Below are 14,622 nucleotides of genomic sequence, written 5' to 3' on the forward strand. Positions count from 1 at the left end.
TAGTTTTGACTATCCAGACAGTGAAACCTTTTCCGGTCCTGCATCTGTAGATCTTCCTGGCAGTACGACCACTAACACCGACCCCTCCACCGGTAGCACGACTGTTACAGAAATTCTGCCCTCTATAGGGGTCATGCCGAGATAAGGGGGAAATTCATTCATTTGTTCTGTAAGCTATTGTTGTTAAATAGCTTTTTCTGAAAGAAACGCTGCGACTGATCTATGGTCTATCTTTTCCGCTTGGTTCCAGGAAAGGAGTGATCGATGGCATCCCCCGAACGCACCGCCTATCCCGTTTTGTCGCGCTCCTATTCGAGGGCCGAGCTGCAGCGTGATTTCACCTTCTCCGAGGAAGAAATCATCTGGGTCAAAAGTCGCTCCAATGCGGCCTTCCGGCTGAATCTCGCTGTTCTATTCAAGACCTTCCAGGTACTCAGGTACTTTCCAGAGATCACGGAGGTGCCGGAGCCGGTCGTTGATTTCATCCGGACACAAATAGGTCTGCGCAGCAAGGTCGCGCTATCTCCCTACAAGTGGATGCAGCTTTACCGCCATATGAATGCAGTGCGGGAGCGGCTTGGTGTTCAGCCATTTTATGGCTCAGATGGTCAGGACATTGCAGCCGCACATGCACAGCTGATGGCTCCTCTCCTCGAACAGCGCGCTGACATCATCAACGCGGTAATCGACGAGCTACTGGGTCAGAACTACGAGCTACCCGCCTATTCGACCTTGAATGACCTGGCCGAGACCGCTCGTGCAGAAGCCCAGGAGAAGACCTTCAACCTTGTGGTAACCCGAGTGCCAATCGAGGTGATCTACAAACTGAAGGAGCTGCTCGACACCGATTTCGGGCGGCGGCAGAGTGACTTCAACGCACTCAAGCAGGCACCCAAGAAACCCTCTCGCAAGCACCTAGAGGTGCTGATCGACCATCTGGCGTGGCTAGAGAGCTTCGGGGATCTGGAAGTCCTTTTTGAAGGGATCGTCGATACCAAGATCCGCCACTTCTCTGCCCAAGCTGCGGCGTCGGACGTCGCCGAGATGAAGGACTGTTCACTGCCGAAACGCTACACCCTGATGCTGGCCTTGATCTATCGGATGCGGGTGCGAACTCGGGATCACCTGGCCGAGATGTTCATCCGGCGGATTTCGACGATCCACAAACGCGCCAAGGAGGAGCTGGAGCAGATCCAGGCACGGCAACGCCAGAAGCTGGAGCAACTGGCGGCCACCCTGGACGGCGTGGTGCAGATACTGGTTCAAGAACCGGATAACCAAGAGGCTGGCAGCCTAATTCGGGAATACCTCTCTCCCGATGGCAATCTGGATCGGTTGCGCGAGACTTGCGCCGAAGTCCAGGCTACGGGCGGTAACAACTACCTGCCGCTGATCTGGAAGCACTTCAAGTCCCATCGCTCGTTGTTGTTCCGTCTCAGCCACCTTCTCCAACTGGAACCCACGACTCAGGATCGCTCACTTATTCAGGCGCTTCAGCTCATCCAGGACAGCGAAAATCTACACCGCGAATGGATCGACGAGCACGTCGACTTGTCGTTTGCGTCGGAGCGCTGGGTCAAGGTCGTGCGTCGCCCTGCCAGTGAAGGACCACCGACCAACCGGCGCTATCTGGAAGTCTGTGTGTTCTCCTATCTGGCCAGTGAGCTGCGCTCGGGTGATATGTGCGTGCTGGGGTCGGAATCTTTCGCCGACTACCGTAAGCAGCTGCTGCCCTGGGAAGAATGTCTCCAGCGACTACCGGCCTACTGTGAAAAGGTGGGATTACCCAGTACGGCGAAAGAGTTTGTCGCCTCCCTCAAGGCCCAGTTAGAGGAAACCGCGCAGCAACTGGACGACAAATTCCCCTCTTGCCGAGGGGACGTATCGATTAACGAAGCCGGAGAACCGGTGTTGCGCCGAGTGACGGCGCGGGACATCCCACCTTCGGCCATCTCGCTACAGACGGCGCTTATGCAGCGCATGCCGGCCAGGCACGTGCTCGACATCATGGCCAACATTGAGCATTGGATTCAGTTCACTCGACATTTCGGGCCGATGTCCGGCAACGAGCCAAAGCTCAAAGAACCGGCCGAGCGCTACCTGATGACGATCTTCGCCATGGGCTGCAACCTCGGCCCCAACCAGGCCGCGCGGCATCTGGCCGGTAATGTCACGCCGCACATGCTTTCCTATACCAATCGCCGTCACCTTTCGCTAGAGAAGTTGGACAAGGCTAACCGCGAGCTGGTGGAGCTCTACCTGCAACTTGACCTGCCCAAGCTCTGGGGCGACGGCAAGGCGGTGGCCGCGGACGGTACGCAGTTCGACTACTATGACGATAACCTGCTGGCCGGCTACCACTTCCGCTACCGCAAGATGGGGGCCGTGGCCTACCGACATGTGGCCAACAACTACATCGCCGTGTTCCAGCACTTCATTCCGCCAGGCATCTGGGAGGCGATCTACGTGATCGAGGGGTTGCTCAAGGCCGATTTCAGTGTTGAGCCTGACACGGTGTACTCCGATACCCAGGGGCAGTCGGCCACGGTGTTTGCCTTCACCCATTTGCTGGGCATTAACCTGATGCCGCGTATCCGCAACTGGCGCAACCTGGTGATGTGCCGGCCGGATCGCGGCGTGTCGTACAAGCACATCAACCGTCTGTTCACCGACACCGCCGACTGGCACCTGATCGAAACTCATTGGCAGGACTTGATGCAGGTCGCGCTGTCGATTCAGGCCGGCAAGATTTCCTCGCCCATGCTGCTGCGCAAGCTCGGCTCCTATAGCCGACGCAACAAGCTCTACCATGCCGCGCAAGCACTGGGCAGCGTGATCCGCACGATCTTCCTGCTCAACTGGATCGGCAGCCGCGAGCTGCGCCAGGAAGTCACCGCCAACACCAATAAGATCGAGTCCTACAACGGTTTCTCCAAGTGGCTGTCCTTCGGCGGCGACGTGATCGCCGAGAACGATCCGGACGAGCAGCAGAAACGCCTGCGCTACAACGACATGGTGGCTTCGTCGGTGATTCTGCAGAACACCGCGGACATGATGCGCATTTTGCAGAAACTGGCCCGCGAGGGCTGGCAGTTCACCGACGAGGACGTGTCCTTCCTCAGCCCCTACCTGACCAGCAACGTCAAGCGTTTCGGCGAGTTCAACCTCAAGCTCAATCGGCCGCCGGAGCCCTGGATCAAGGACTCAGTGTTCCAACAGGCCGCCGGCTCGCTGCGAGTCAACACGGCCAGCAAGGCCGATGCCGAGGAGGCAACATGATCGAGATTCCGCCGGCGTCTTTTCACATTACCCCCTACGGCGAAGTGGATGCTGTGGCCCTGGAAAGGCTGCGAGAGGACTTCGACACCTCCCAGCTTCTGCAGTTGGTTGACCGACTGGATGCCTGCCTGGCCGATCTGGGTGGCGTTGTGGCCGTCCGTGATGAGTTGCTGAGGCTTCACGCAATGGCTCTTACTCTCGTAGAGGGCTCGGCACTGACAATGCCTACTGAGAATGCCTGCATCTGGTCGGAGGCCGAGTCGCTACAACAGGATCTTGAGACCCTCTCTGAGTGGGTGCGATCAGCCCAAGCAGGGATCGCCCCCTTGGTCAATCTGATATCTGGCCATAAGCAGTAAGCCCTTGGGAATCGGTAGCCCATTGCAACGGAGCCGCAGGACGAGGGCTCAGCAAGCATCCAGAAGAATGTGCTCGGCGAAGTCGGGGTTGGGAGGCAACGGAACATAAAGCGCAATAACTGGTTGGCCAATATGAGATCAGTTGAAGCTGTTTGTGGTCACGCCGGGGGCCCTCATCGAGCCAACCTCGTGGCTGAGAGTCACCACTGTCGGCTACTCGACTCGCAAGGGGTTGAACGTTCGTGATGACGCCGATATCGGCCCGACAGCCTGTAGCAAGTTACTGACTGGCCGTCAGATATCTCGCTTCACATGGAGCGGCTCCGCTGCGGCTAGCCGAATGGCAACGGAGAACGGAACCGATTCCTGCCTCACCTTGGCCTTCAGGACTTGCCAGCCGGGCAGCAGTTGTGCGTCGCCGACCGTGATCAAGCGGTTGTGGTCAAACCGGTACAGATGGCCGGTATCGAAGGCGAATTGCATGCTTAGGTCCGCTCGCTGGGCAAGCGGGAGGACCGCGGAACGGAGATTGTCGAGTAGGACTGGAGCCGCCTCGTCATCAGCCCAGTAACCCAGCACCATATGGGCCTGCCGGCTCGAGCTTAGCGTGGTATAGACGAGGCGCAGACTCTCCTCGGGAATACCGAGCAGGCGCAGGGTAAAGTACTTGGCGAGGGCGAAGTCCTCGCAGTCGCCGGCACCCCGTTCGAGGGTTTCCACTGGCGAGGCCCAGTAATCGACTTGATCCCAGACCTCGGGGTCCTCGCCATAGCGGATATGCTGGTTGAAAAACGCATTGACCGTCTTCAGCTTGTCAGCGGCGCTTAAATGAATCGACTGCGCGATCAGCGATTGCCAGCCCTGCAGCCGTTGGGCCGCCGGTTCGCTCCGCTGCCCAGTCGGCGGGAGAGGCGAGGCTTTGGCGGTTCCCAGTATCAGGCTGCCACCGATGATCAACCCCGTCAGAACCTGCCGCCTGCGCCAGAGCAAAATCGCGATGATGTAGTGCAGTCCGATCAAGCAACGCTCCCGTACATATAACAAGAAATTACCAGCAGAGGGGGCAACAGGTCTTGGCACCATAAGGCCAAGGGCTATCAAGGACAAGGTACGTTCGTCGGCTCGGCAGGTTGCCTGTAACAAAGCACTTCGCCAGTCATCCGAATAGTGGGTAACGCATCTTTGGAGGATGACGCCATGAAATCGATACTGGGTATGACGGCACTGGCCGCATTGATGATGGGCGCTGCCGTGACTACGGTACAGGCCGAAGGGGGCGCTGACCGACTGGTGAACTACCGCCTGCAGCAGGAGGCACTGGTGAGCGATCGTGCCAGCCAGGACTCCGGCGAGCGCTTCGTGCAGCTGATCAAGGAGCAACCCACCGCCGCAGGCAGCGCGACCGAACAGCGGGACCGGCAGATGCAGAAGCAGGAGGACAGCTACAAGTCGCCGATCCACAGGGACAGAGCGCTCTACGGCAGCCCACATTGAGGGTTATGCCGTGCCACCCACCGCTTGGGGGGAGATGCCAACAACGCCGGTGTCCCCCACCCCGGGCACAGGGACGTGCCACCCAAATCCAGGGGCGTCGGAACGTTGAGAATGGCTTCGCGTCACCGCTCTCGCTCTTCTTCACAGGGTATTGGAGGCCTGTTCCATGCAGTCTTTGCTTTCTACCTGGTTTGGTAAGGCCAAGCCCGCTTCGCGCTCCGTCGATGGTTCCTCGAAGGCACTGGCCGGTAGCCTACTGCTGATGGCGTGGTTCGTCGAAGCCAGGGATCCTTACACCGGCGGCCATCTCTGGCGGGTCTCGCGCTATGCCAGGTTGCTCGCTGAGGCGATGGGGCTGCCCGCCGCCGATGTGGCCCGGGTCAGCCTCGGCGGCTTCCTGCACGACCTGGGCAAGATCGGCATCCCCGATGCCGTGCTGCGCAAGAGCAGTACACTGAATGACAATGAATACGCCATAGTACGCACCCATCCAGAGATGGGCTGGCGGATGCTGTCCGGGCACCCCTTGGCCGAGTTGGTCAAGGAGGCGGTCTACAGCCATCACGAGCGCCCCGATGGCAAGGGCTATCCGCGCGGCCTGCGGGGCGAGGAGATTCATCTGGATGCGCGCATCGTCGGTATCTGCGATGCGTTCGATGCCATGACCAGCAGCCGTCCCTACCGTGCCGGCATGCGTCGCGGGCAGGCGTTGGCCATTATTCAGAGTCAGAGCGGCAGTCAGTTCGACCTCGAATTGAGTCGGGTTTTCATCGATCTGGGCAAACGCGGCGTGCTCGACCATGTGATGGGTCACTCGGATGATGGCATCCCGTTGCAGGAGTGCCCCATGTGCGGCCCCACCCTGGTTATAAAGCGCAATCAACAGGCGGGCGATCACATCTACTGCCGCAACTGCGCTGGCGAGTTTGCCCTTGAAGCCGAGGCTGCCACGCTTGTTGCTCGGCCTACGGGAAGAACCGGAAGCCCGGCGGATCTGCAGCCGGATGTCGACCATGAGCTGATCCGCAAGGTGGTGGAGGAGGCCGTCGACAGGCTGCCGCTCGAACAGATGCTGGCGAGTGCCGGGCAGGTGCTCCAGCGTGGAGGCATGGCATGATGTGGGACTGGCGCGCTCGGCTATCGCGTGATCTCGCATGGCGCGCGATCAAGATCTCCTTTTTCGTGGGTAGCATCCTCAACCTGATCAATCAGGGTGAAGTGCTCTGGGGTGCAGCTGAGCTGTCCATCCCACATGTATTGCTCAACTATCTGGTGCCATTCGCCGTGTCCCTCTTCAGCGCCATGCAGGCCCGCGCGCAGAGCCAGCCGATGTCCACAGCGGTCAGAACACCTGACGTTCGCCCTGCAGCCATCGCCAGGAATCCAGGGTGTCGAAGAACGGACTGATGCCATTCACTGCCAGAACCAGGCCGATATACATAACCTCCTCGGTAGTGGGCGCGCTTGCCATCAGGTAGATCGGCAACATCACCTGAAGTGGCCCCCAAACCAGTAGATGGGGCAACGCCATCAACCGAGTGAACCCCGCATAGCCATACATCAGCAGCATATTGCTGCCCAGTGCCAGCACGGCCGCAATCGCCACCATGCGTGCACCGGGGTACTGCAGCAGGAACAGGCTGAGCAAGTTGGCTGGCAGGAGAACGGCGGCCATCCACAGTTGTACCCACAGCGGTAACCGGCGAAACGATCGCCAAAGGCTCTGGTGGATTGCCACGAATGCGCTCATGGCATCTCTCCAGGGAGCATGTCGGCGTGCGCATGCGCACGCAGGGAGTCGGGAACACCCGTTTGCTCCAGTCCACCGCTATCCAGCCAGGTCCGGGTCTGCAGCTTGGCGCGCTCGATCAGGCTGCGCGTCTGGGTGAAATCGAATACCGAAACGCCCAGGGGGCATAGGGGCGCAGCGACATGGATATGGGCATGCGCGGCATACAGCTCAATGTCGCGTACCAGTTGGCGCATGCTCATCAGGTTGAGGGTATGCAGGGCCAGCGCCACGAACCCCCTGGGCGGCGCCTTGCAGGCACAACCAAAACCGGTGGGCAGGACCACGATGCGCTTCGCGCCCAGCGCCACGGCACTGGCGATCGGGGTATTGCTGGCTACGCCGCCGTCCATCAGCAAGTGTCCGTCGATTGCAATCGGTGGATAGACCAGCGGAATGGCGGCGCTGGCCAGCAACGCCTGGAGGATGTCGCCCTGTGACAGCAACACCTCGGCACCGCTGAGCAGGTCGGTGGTGACCACATGCAGGGGCAGCTCGCAGTCTTCCAGGCGACTGATCGGCAGCGCCGACACAATCATCCGGTGCAGGCCGGCGTTGTCGAGGATGTGTCCGCGGCGCAACAACACGGCCTTGGCCGCGCCCAGCAGGGAAAAGGGGAAAATGTCCTGCTTGCCCAGCGCGCACCAGATGTCGGCCAGCTCGGCTACGCCTTTGGCGCTCGGCTTGCTGGCGAAATGAGCGCCGTTGATGGCGCCGACCGATGCCCCTACCACCAGATCAATCGCCACGTCTGCCGCTACCAACGCCTGCAGCATGCCGACCTGCACGGCTCCCAGGCTGCCGCCGCCAGCGAGTACCAAAGCGCTCTTGTCTGTCATCGTGCGGTCTCCGGGTCAATGGGCTTGGTTGAGTGACCAGTCGTAGTCGAGGAACGCCACTTCGCTTGTGCTCCGGGCCTGTTCCAGCTCCTCCGTGGTTGCCAGCAAGGTCGCCTGTTTTTGCAGATAGGCGTGCAACGAGCCCGATTGCCTGGCGAAGTCGTCGGCGTACCAATCGAAAATTTTCGAGACTCGGAAATGGCCGCTGGCTGCATCGAAACGGTTGCGCCTGCGATCACTGAGGAAGCGCCGCTGGCTGTCCTGCAACTGGGCATCGAGTGTGCCGGCAACGAAGGCTTCTGGCCGCAGGGCAGGGCAGCCTATGGAGGCACAGTTAACCGCGAAGTGGATGCGCGGTTCGTCGAATACGCCGGGTTCGCGGATCAGCGAATGCTCAATCTGATTCAGCGTCAACGTCTGCCCAAGCAGCGGGATGAATGCCTGGCTCCAGGGGCTGTCGAACAAGCCGCCGATCTCCTTGATCGAGTCCAGGGGGTAGTGGTCGATGACGAGCTTCAGGGTAAACGCGTTATAGGCATTGATCAGAAAGGTCAGACGCTGGTCGCGGTTCCAGTTGTCATAGTGCTGGCGCGGCACGCTCGAGAGAACGGCAAGATAACGTTCAAGCTCGGCTTGATCCTGTTGCAAGCCTTGATAGTCGACCTGACTGGCAAAACCGGGATTGACCCAGGTGACATGACGGGCCAGCAGGGCGGTCCATTGCGGGTGGTCATGCTCGAACGTGTTGGCAAACGACAGGCCGCTCAGGCACAGCATGATGAACAATGACAGGGCACGCATGAGGGCTCCTATGGTTTATTGGCGGGGATGCTGGCGGTTGGATTGGCGCGGTTGTAGCGTCGAGCCAAATGAGAGGGAGGTACGCCAAAAAAATAGGCCAGCGCCAGCAGGCGGTTGTGCAGCGAGCGGTACCACCAGCCGTCGCGCTGCCAGCGCCTGGGGTCGACTTGTAAGCCTTGTGCGATACGCTCGAAGCGGCCCAGCCTGCGCAATTGCCTGACCAGTTCCACCTCTTCAAACAGCGGCCAGGGGCTGTGCCGCCCGCAGGCATGGTAGGCACTGGCTTCGACGAAGATGCCCTGATCGCCATAGGGCACCCCGAAATGGTTGCGCCAGGCAATCAGCTGTTCCAGCAACCGGCTCTGCCAGCAGCCCTTGCCGCTGAAGCGGAAGGCGAAGTAACCGCCTACAACACCTGAAGCCATCCTGGCCTGAAGGTCGGGTAGTGGATTGCCCTGGAGCTGGGCATCGGCATGCAGAAACCACAGGATCGAAGACCGGGCGTGCATCGCGCCGAGGCGCAGTTGCGCGCCTCTGCAGGGATCGGCCGGTATCCATTGCGCCCCGTATTGCAGACACAGTTGACGGCAGTTTTGACAACCTACGGCATCTACCACGATGAGCTGAAGTTCTTGCCTGGATCGTCGCGCCAGTTGATTGAGCCGCGACAGCAGATGCTCAAGTACGGCGGTATCCTGCCAGCAGGGAATGATGACGCTGATCGGCGGGTTAGCGGGCATTTGCAGGCACTCCCAGTTGCTGCAGGGCGTGACCCAGGCTCAGCCGTGCGGGGCAACCGTGCTGCGCGAGCAGGCCGGACAGCGCATACAGATCTTCCTTGTGGTCGATATCGAACAACGCACCAGCCCATACCACTGAGTGACCTGCCCGCTGGCAGCAGTCGAACAGAGCCGTGCCCAAATGTTCTGTGCTCCAGGGCAGTGCGCTCAGGTCGGGCCACGAGCGGTTCGAGGCCATCAGCACCACGCCGCCATCTCTGGCTCCGAGCAGCACCGTATCATTGGCCTCGAGCAGGCAGGTCACCCGTCGATAGTCACTGGGCTGCAGTGCAGGGCAGTCACTGCCGATATAGAGCAAGCGCTGCAGGCCCAGGTTGCGCAATCGACGATCCAGGTCGTTGAGGCGCTGGCCCAGATTGCCGTCATGCTGCGCCACCCCCAGGGCCTGGGGGCAGAGCGTCTGTGCCCACGGCAAATGGCGCGAATGGTCGGGAGCAATGACCTTGAGCGCGGGCCACTGCTGAAGATCCTCCAGGGCGCAATCGAGCAGCAGCTGAGCGATCTCAAGTGCCGGTTGCAGGCCTATTTGCTGCGCCAGGCGCTGCTTGGAGTGCCCCAGTGCTGGTCGCTTGCACAGCAACACCAGGCAGGGGGTACTTGCTGTGGGGGCTTCGGCTGCAGTGCTGTCAGTCAAGCGCGTGCTCCAGATTCATGGTCAGGTCCGCCCCTCGTTGAGGCTGTACCCTTAGGAGAATCTGTTCGCGTTTTTGTTACAGCTCTGGCCAGTTCCGTTATTTATCCCGCTCTTGCAGTTTTTCCAGAATGGCCGCGCTATCAACCGCTTCTGTGTTTAGCGGTAGTTGTTGCAGTACTGCAGAGGTGAGTTTCAGCTGTTTGATGTACAGCGTGCAGCGCGGACACATTTTCAAATGCATGAACACTGCCCAGCGAGTGCTTAAGCGCAGATCACCCTCAATGATGTCGGAGCCGAGTTCGGACATCTCACGGCAGGTCAGCATGTTCCTACCTCCTCGAAATGATTAAGCATGGCATGCATCCGTTGCCGGCCGCGGTGCAGCAATACGCGGATATTGCCCTCCGCCAGATTGAGCACTCGGGCTATCTCGCCATAGTCCAGCCCGCCAAGCTCGCGCATCATCACCACGCTTTGCTGGTCTTCAGGCAGCTTGTGCAGGTGTTTTTGAATGCACTCGTAGAGTTCAGCTTCGGTCAGAAGCTCGTCTGGCGTTTCATGGTGCCATTGGGTGGGCGGAACATCCCAGGCGCCTTGCTCGTTGAAACGTGCGCCTATGGGCGAGCCGGTATCGCTACCCCAGCCATCGAGGGACACCTCACGGCCTGTTTTGCGGCGCATGGCATGGGCTTCGTTGATAGCGATCCGGGCGAGCCAGGTGCGCAGTTTGGAGCGGCCTTCGAATTTTCCGATCGCGGCAAAAGCCCTCAGCCAGGTTTCCTGTGCGACATCGTCGGCGAGGTCATTGCCCACCAGCGGGGTGGCCATGGCAACCAGGAAGGCATGGTGCAGTTTGATCACCGTCTCCAGGGCACCCTTGTCACCCTGGCGCAGCCGCTTGATCAGTTCCTGTTCATCCATCGGTTTCTCCCTCGGTGGCCTGAAAATACGAATTGCAGGCCGCTGCCGTCTGATTATTTAGAAGTTTGCCAGGTTGCATTGTTACAGCGCAGTTGTAATCGCTTGTCTCGGACATGGCTGTCCGCCAACCGGGGCGTTACTCGCTATCCCGTTGCTTGGCCGCGGAGAATAACCGAGGTCAGCGCATAACAGTACGTGAGTGTGCGTTGAGCCAGGGCGAGCTTGTAACAAATCAGCGTTCCCTGCATCTGAGTTAAGCGAACGGTGCTTGGCCCGTAAACAAAGGGGCATCCGTCGTTCGCATGCCTTGGGTGGAGCAACATCGAAGCTCCCTGCCCGTACTACTAGATATCCATAAGAAATTTGAGGAACTGATATGACTCACGAACTAAAAAACAAAGCCAATGCCGTCGCTCGCCGTTCCCTGGCCGCCATGCTGTGTGCGGGGGCTCTGAGCATGGCGCTGGCAGGGCCGGTGCTGGCCGCAAACCCTTGTTCGCCCTGTGCCGCCAAGTGTGCACCTGCGGCCATGAATCCTTGTGCGGCTAACCCCTGTGCGGCAAACCCATGCGCGGCGAAGAACCCCTGTGCCGCCAAGAGTCCTTGTGCGGCGAACCCTTGTGCGACGAACCCTTGCGCAGCGAAGAATCCGTGCGCCGCCAAGAACCCTTGTGCCGCCAAGAGCCAGTAGTTACTCGGCCGATACGCCCGCGGGTCATTGCACTTGGATCCCGCGGAGGAGCCGCTCTTGCTGGCAAAGGCGTTGGCTGATCTGCCCAGCCGTCACGGCAACCATCGACGGCTTGCTGCATGCCGTCGATGGGCTGCGGCAGGTTTAATGGCATAGTCATCTGTCGAATTAGAGAGATTAGCGCTGTAACAAAATTGGCCGATTTGCTTCTTAGTGTTGTTGGGCGAACACATGCAGGCGCCACCTGTTGGAGAGATCCATTGCTTATGGCGCCTGGTTCGGCAATGACTAGGTTTTTTGCCGCTATGTCGAAGGGTGCAGACCAGTTAGATGCCCGCTGCCCAAGGGTAAGTGCACAACGTACTGTTACTAACAATAAATAGAACTCACAACGTACCGTTGCTAACCGTGGATTGAGGAAATAACCATGCGCCACATATGCCCCGACCTTCCTGCTTCACACTGTTATCGTCCCCTTGCCGGCATGGTGTCGGCGACGGTGCTGGCCATGGCGCTTTCAGGCCAGGTCATGGCCGCCAACCCGTGCAGTCCCTGTGCGGGTAAGTGCGCACCAAGCAGCTTGAATCCCTGTGCCGCGAAAAATCCCTGCGCGGCTAAAAACCCGTGTGCGGCGAAAAATCCTTGCGCCGCCAATCCCTGCGCCGCCAATCCTTGCGCCGGCAAAATGAACCCCTGCGCCGCCAAGTCGGTCAAGCGTCCGGCCAACTACAAACCCTATCAAGGATCCCAGGCCGAGCTGAAGGCCTATGGTGAGAAGCTCTACAAGGATCCCAAACTGAGTACTAACGGCCTGTCTTGCGCTAGCTGCCACGAGGGCAACAACCTGTTCCAGGCCAGTTTTGCCAAGGCATATCCCCATGAGGTGGCCATGGCGAAGAATCAGTTCGGCATGTCCCAGGTGTTTCTCGACGAGATGATCCAGATCTGCATGGTCGCGCCCATGGCATCCAAGGCCCTGGGCTGGGAGTCGAAGGAACTGGCGGCGCTGGTTGCCTATACGGCAAGTCTGCAGACGAGCTTCAAGCCCAATCCCTGTGCGGCCAACCCTTGCGCCGCCAAGAACCCCTGTGCCGCGAAAAATCCCTGTGCGGCCAAGAACCCCTGCGCTGCCAAGTGCGCGCCCTGCGCCGCCAAGTAAGAAATGTGCCTTGACCGGGGCGGCTGCTCCTCCGCTCCGGCCCTTTTTCGAGATCCCGCGATGAACGCCCAACTTCCTGCTTTCGATAGCGCACTGCCCGACTGTGTGATCGAGTTGCCGCATGCCGAGCGGTTGAGCGCGGCAGAGCGATCGGCTCAACTGGCTGCCGCAGAAGAAATCCAGCGCTGTCAGCGGGCTTTGAGCAAAGCCGGTCTCAATGTGGTCGGCGAACTGCTCAAGGGCCATGACGGCTTCTATGAGATGAATCATTACCCCGATGGCGACGTGTTCGACCGCGATAGCCATGCGCAGTACTACTACCACGCTCACCGTGAGGGTGGCCTGGAACATGGTCATTTCCATACGTTCATCCGTGGTCAGGGCATCCCCGGTTCGTTGCAGCCGCTGTCGGCGCCAGCTGGGAGCGAACCCTGGCCGAGCGGCGATGAGGCCATCGCCCATCTGATTGCCGTGTCCATGGATGCCTGGGGTCAGCCGATTGGACTGTTCGCCTGCAATCGCTGGGTGACGGGCGAGACCTGGTATCCCGCCGCAGCGATGAAACAGCTGCTGCCGAGGTTTGGCATCGATCATGCCCATCCATCCTGGCCGGCCAATCTGTGGCTGACTGCACTGTTGCAGCTATTCCGGCCGCATATTCAGGCGCTGATCGAGCACCGCGATCAGGTGGTCGCGGCCTGGCAGGCGGCCCATCCCGGTGAGGATGTGTTCGAAGATCGCGCGCTGGAGATCACCGGCTATTTACCCATTTCCGTCGACAGCTGGGTTCAGGTCCTGAACCAGGCCCAAGGCGTTCAGCCCTGACCCGGCATTGATTGTTCCGTGAGCATGCGATGAATATTCTGTTTCTCTGTACCGCCAATAGTTGCCGCAGCATCCTCGCCGAGGCCATTTTCAACCATCTGGCCCCCGCGCATATGCACGCCTACAGCGCAGGTAGCAAGCCCTGCGGCTGGGTTCATCCGCAAAGCCTGAGGGCGCTACAGCGCGCCGGCATCGCGACCGATGGGCTGCACAGCAAGTCCCAGGCCGAGCATCAGCAGCTGCAGCCGGATCTGCTTATCAGCCTGTGCGACAACGCCGCCGCGGAACCCTGTCCGACCTATTTTGGTAGTGCGTTAAGAGCGCACTGGGGGTTGCCTGACCCGGCAAGCGAAGGCGATGCCCAGGCGGACATCGATGCGGTGTTCGATGCGGCAGTGGCGAGCATCGTGTATCGGGTCGACAAGTTTCTCGCCTTGCCGCTGCATCACCTGAGTTCGCAGGAGCTCGAGGCGGCGCTGGTAGCTATCGGCCGCAGCTGAACGCTTGTGAAAGGCTATGTGTAAATGCATTCGATATTTGCACCGCTGCGTATTGCGCCAAGAGTGTGTCCAGTCGGGCTGCTTTGCGTGGCGGGGTTCACGATTGATTGTCCGCAAATGACGGCTACATTTTTCGAGGGGGAAAGAACATGCTGACCTGCCGAGAAATGGCACAGCTAGGCTCGGATATTCTCGATAAGCAACTGAGCCTTGGAAAACGCATCGCTGTCTATGTGCATCTGCGGCAATGCAAAAACTGCCGCACCTACATCAAGCAACTGGCTCTGACGTCGGCCGTCCTGCAGGCGTTAGCGGCGCCGACGGATAGTGCAGAGGTAGAGGCCACGCTTGGTCATATCCAGCACGCAATCGAGAAGCGCTCGGGTTAAGTCGAGGGCATGGACTGCCTGGTGATCGATTGCGCGCTCAGGCTTGGCCGCGATCATCCGTTTTGCGTTTCGCGGGTGCCCTCTATCCTGACCGGCGTGGCAATAATCATCTGTCAGGTGCTCGCATCCGGCAGGGACGTGG

General features: G+C 59.7%; 16 protein-coding genes. 8 read left to right on the top strand and 8 right to left on the bottom strand.

Going from position 1 to position 14,622, the window contains the following annotated elements; genetic code table 11:
- Positions 1-264: 264 nt before the first annotated feature.
- The gene (locus BHD08_RS22160; RefSeq protein ID WP_125025065.1) at positions 265-3,279 is read left to right on the top strand and encodes a Tn3 family transposase; all 3,015 of its coding nucleotides are present in this window, start codon (positions 265-267) and stop codon (positions 3,277-3,279) included.
- Positions 3,276-3,638 carry a Tn3 family transposase post-transcriptional regulator TnpC gene (gene tnpC, locus BHD08_RS22165; RefSeq protein WP_125025067.1) on the top strand — a complete coding sequence of 121 codons (363 nt, stop codon included), beginning with the start codon at positions 3,276-3,278 and terminating at the stop codon, positions 3,636-3,638. Before BHD08_RS22160 ends, tnpC begins: the two co-directional genes overlap by 4 nt.
- Positions 3,639-3,932: 294 nt before the next feature.
- Here tnpC and BHD08_RS23005 read toward each other — a convergent pair whose 3' ends face one another.
- Positions 3,933-4,658, bottom strand: a complete 726-nt coding sequence (locus tag BHD08_RS23005; protein ID WP_160128691.1) for a transglutaminase-like cysteine peptidase — start codon at positions 4,656-4,658, stop codon at positions 3,933-3,935.
- 177 nt (positions 4,659-4,835) lie between these two features.
- Between BHD08_RS23005 and BHD08_RS23010 the strand changes: the two genes are divergently transcribed.
- The gene (locus BHD08_RS23010) at positions 4,836-5,132 is read left to right on the top strand and encodes a hypothetical protein (RefSeq protein ID WP_160128693.1); all 297 of its coding nucleotides are present in this window, start codon (positions 4,836-4,838) and stop codon (positions 5,130-5,132) included.
- Between the two features lie 262 nt (positions 5,133-5,394).
- Positions 5,395-6,249 (top strand): HD-GYP domain-containing protein, encoded by an 855-nt coding sequence (locus BHD08_RS22175; RefSeq protein WP_218567517.1) that lies wholly within the window; start codon positions 5,395-5,397, stop codon positions 6,247-6,249.
- Between the two features lie 225 nt (positions 6,250-6,474).
- Here BHD08_RS22175 and BHD08_RS22185 read toward each other — a convergent pair whose 3' ends face one another.
- The 7 genes from BHD08_RS22185 to BHD08_RS22215 form a co-directional block, all read right to left on the bottom strand.
- Positions 6,475-6,882 (bottom strand): hypothetical protein, encoded by a 408-nt coding sequence (locus BHD08_RS22185; RefSeq protein ID WP_125025073.1) that lies wholly within the window; start codon positions 6,880-6,882, stop codon positions 6,475-6,477.
- A complete protein-coding gene (locus BHD08_RS22190; RefSeq protein ID WP_125025075.1) occupies positions 6,879-7,760 on the bottom strand; it encodes a patatin-like phospholipase family protein in 882 nt (293 codons plus the stop codon). Before BHD08_RS22190 ends, BHD08_RS22185 begins: the two co-directional genes overlap by 4 nt.
- Positions 7,761-7,775: 15 nt before the next feature.
- Entirely contained in the window at positions 7,776-8,561 is a 786-nt protein-coding gene (locus BHD08_RS22195; RefSeq protein ID WP_125025077.1) for a DUF547 domain-containing protein, read from the bottom strand.
- Between the two features lie 8 nt (positions 8,562-8,569).
- Positions 8,570-9,301 (bottom strand): glycosyltransferase, encoded by a 732-nt coding sequence (locus tag BHD08_RS22200; protein WP_125025079.1) that lies wholly within the window; start codon positions 9,299-9,301, stop codon positions 8,570-8,572.
- Positions 9,291-9,995 carry a DUF2064 domain-containing protein gene (locus BHD08_RS22205; RefSeq protein WP_160128695.1) on the bottom strand — a complete coding sequence of 235 codons (705 nt, stop codon included), beginning with the start codon at positions 9,993-9,995 and terminating at the stop codon, positions 9,291-9,293. Before BHD08_RS22205 ends, BHD08_RS22200 begins: the two co-directional genes overlap by 11 nt.
- A gap of 97 nt (positions 9,996-10,092) precedes the next feature.
- Positions 10,093-10,320, bottom strand: coding sequence for a zf-HC2 domain-containing protein (locus BHD08_RS22210; RefSeq protein ID WP_125025083.1), 228 nt, complete (start codon positions 10,318-10,320; stop codon positions 10,093-10,095).
- Entirely contained in the window at positions 10,314-10,916 is a 603-nt protein-coding gene (locus tag BHD08_RS22215) for an RNA polymerase sigma factor (RefSeq protein ID WP_125025085.1), read from the bottom strand. The genes BHD08_RS22210 and BHD08_RS22215 overlap by 7 nt, the downstream gene beginning before the upstream one ends.
- Positions 10,917-12,136: 1,220 nt before the next feature.
- Here BHD08_RS22215 and BHD08_RS22225 point away from each other — a divergent pair.
- The 4 genes from BHD08_RS22225 to BHD08_RS22240 all read left to right on the top strand — a co-directional run bounded on the left by BHD08_RS22225 (position 12,137) and on the right by BHD08_RS22240 (position 14,480).
- Positions 12,137-12,766 (top strand): c-type cytochrome, encoded by a 630-nt coding sequence (locus BHD08_RS22225; RefSeq protein ID WP_125025089.1) that lies wholly within the window; start codon positions 12,137-12,139, stop codon positions 12,764-12,766.
- 60 nt (positions 12,767-12,826) lie between these two features.
- Entirely contained in the window at positions 12,827-13,591 is a 765-nt protein-coding gene (locus BHD08_RS22230; protein WP_218567518.1) for a DUF6969 family protein, read from the top strand.
- 29 nt (positions 13,592-13,620) lie between these two features.
- Entirely contained in the window at positions 13,621-14,091 is a 471-nt protein-coding gene (locus tag BHD08_RS22235) for an arsenate reductase ArsC (protein ID WP_125025091.1), read from the top strand.
- Positions 14,092-14,240: 149 nt separating this feature from the next.
- Complete coding sequence (locus BHD08_RS22240) at positions 14,241-14,480, top strand: anti-sigma factor (RefSeq protein ID WP_125025093.1); 240 nt, start codon at positions 14,241-14,243, stop codon at positions 14,478-14,480.
- The last annotated feature ends 142 nt before the right edge of the window (positions 14,481-14,622 follow it).

The sequence above is a fragment of the Pseudomonas sp. SCT genome, from assembly GCF_003864275.1.
GTDB classification, from domain to species: Bacteria; Pseudomonadota; Gammaproteobacteria; order Pseudomonadales; family Pseudomonadaceae; genus Stutzerimonas; species Stutzerimonas stutzeri_AE.

What these genes read in the sequence shown, in the direction of transcription:
- BHD08_RS22160 (WP_125025065.1), top strand. Translation starts at nt 265, where the DNA reads ATGGCATCCCCCGAACGCACCGCCTATCCCGTTTTGTCGCGCTCCTAT.
- tnpC (WP_125025067.1), top strand. Translation starts at nt 3,276, where the DNA reads ATGATCGAGATTCCGCCGGCGTCTTTTCACATTACCCCCTACGGCGAA.
- BHD08_RS23010 (WP_160128693.1), top strand. Translation starts at nt 4,836, where the DNA reads ATGAAATCGATACTGGGTATGACGGCACTGGCCGCATTGATGATGGGC.
- BHD08_RS22175 (WP_218567517.1), top strand. Translation starts at nt 5,395, where the DNA reads ATGGCGTGGTTCGTCGAAGCCAGGGATCCTTACACCGGCGGCCATCTC.
- BHD08_RS22185 (WP_125025073.1), bottom strand. Translation starts at nt 6,882, where the DNA reads ATGAGCGCATTCGTGGCAATCCACCAGAGCCTTTGGCGATCGTTTCGC.
- BHD08_RS22190 (WP_125025075.1), bottom strand. Translation starts at nt 7,760, where the DNA reads ATGACAGACAAGAGCGCTTTGGTACTCGCTGGCGGCGGCAGCCTGGGA.
- BHD08_RS22195 (WP_125025077.1), bottom strand. Translation starts at nt 8,561, where the DNA reads ATGCGTGCCCTGTCATTGTTCATCATGCTGTGCCTGAGCGGCCTGTCG.
- BHD08_RS22200 (WP_125025079.1), bottom strand. Translation starts at nt 9,301, where the DNA reads ATGCCCGCTAACCCGCCGATCAGCGTCATCATTCCCTGCTGGCAGGAT.
- BHD08_RS22210 (WP_125025083.1), bottom strand. Translation starts at nt 10,320, where the DNA reads ATGCTGACCTGCCGTGAGATGTCCGAACTCGGCTCCGACATCATTGAG.
- BHD08_RS22215 (WP_125025085.1), bottom strand. Translation starts at nt 10,916, where the DNA reads ATGGATGAACAGGAACTGATCAAGCGGCTGCGCCAGGGTGACAAGGGT.
- BHD08_RS22225 (WP_125025089.1), top strand. Translation starts at nt 12,137, where the DNA reads ATGGCCGCCAACCCGTGCAGTCCCTGTGCGGGTAAGTGCGCACCAAGC.
- BHD08_RS22230 (WP_218567518.1), top strand. Translation starts at nt 12,827, where the DNA reads ATGAACGCCCAACTTCCTGCTTTCGATAGCGCACTGCCCGACTGTGTG.
- BHD08_RS22235 (WP_125025091.1), top strand. Translation starts at nt 13,621, where the DNA reads ATGAATATTCTGTTTCTCTGTACCGCCAATAGTTGCCGCAGCATCCTC.
- BHD08_RS22240 (WP_125025093.1), top strand. Translation starts at nt 14,241, where the DNA reads ATGCTGACCTGCCGAGAAATGGCACAGCTAGGCTCGGATATTCTCGAT.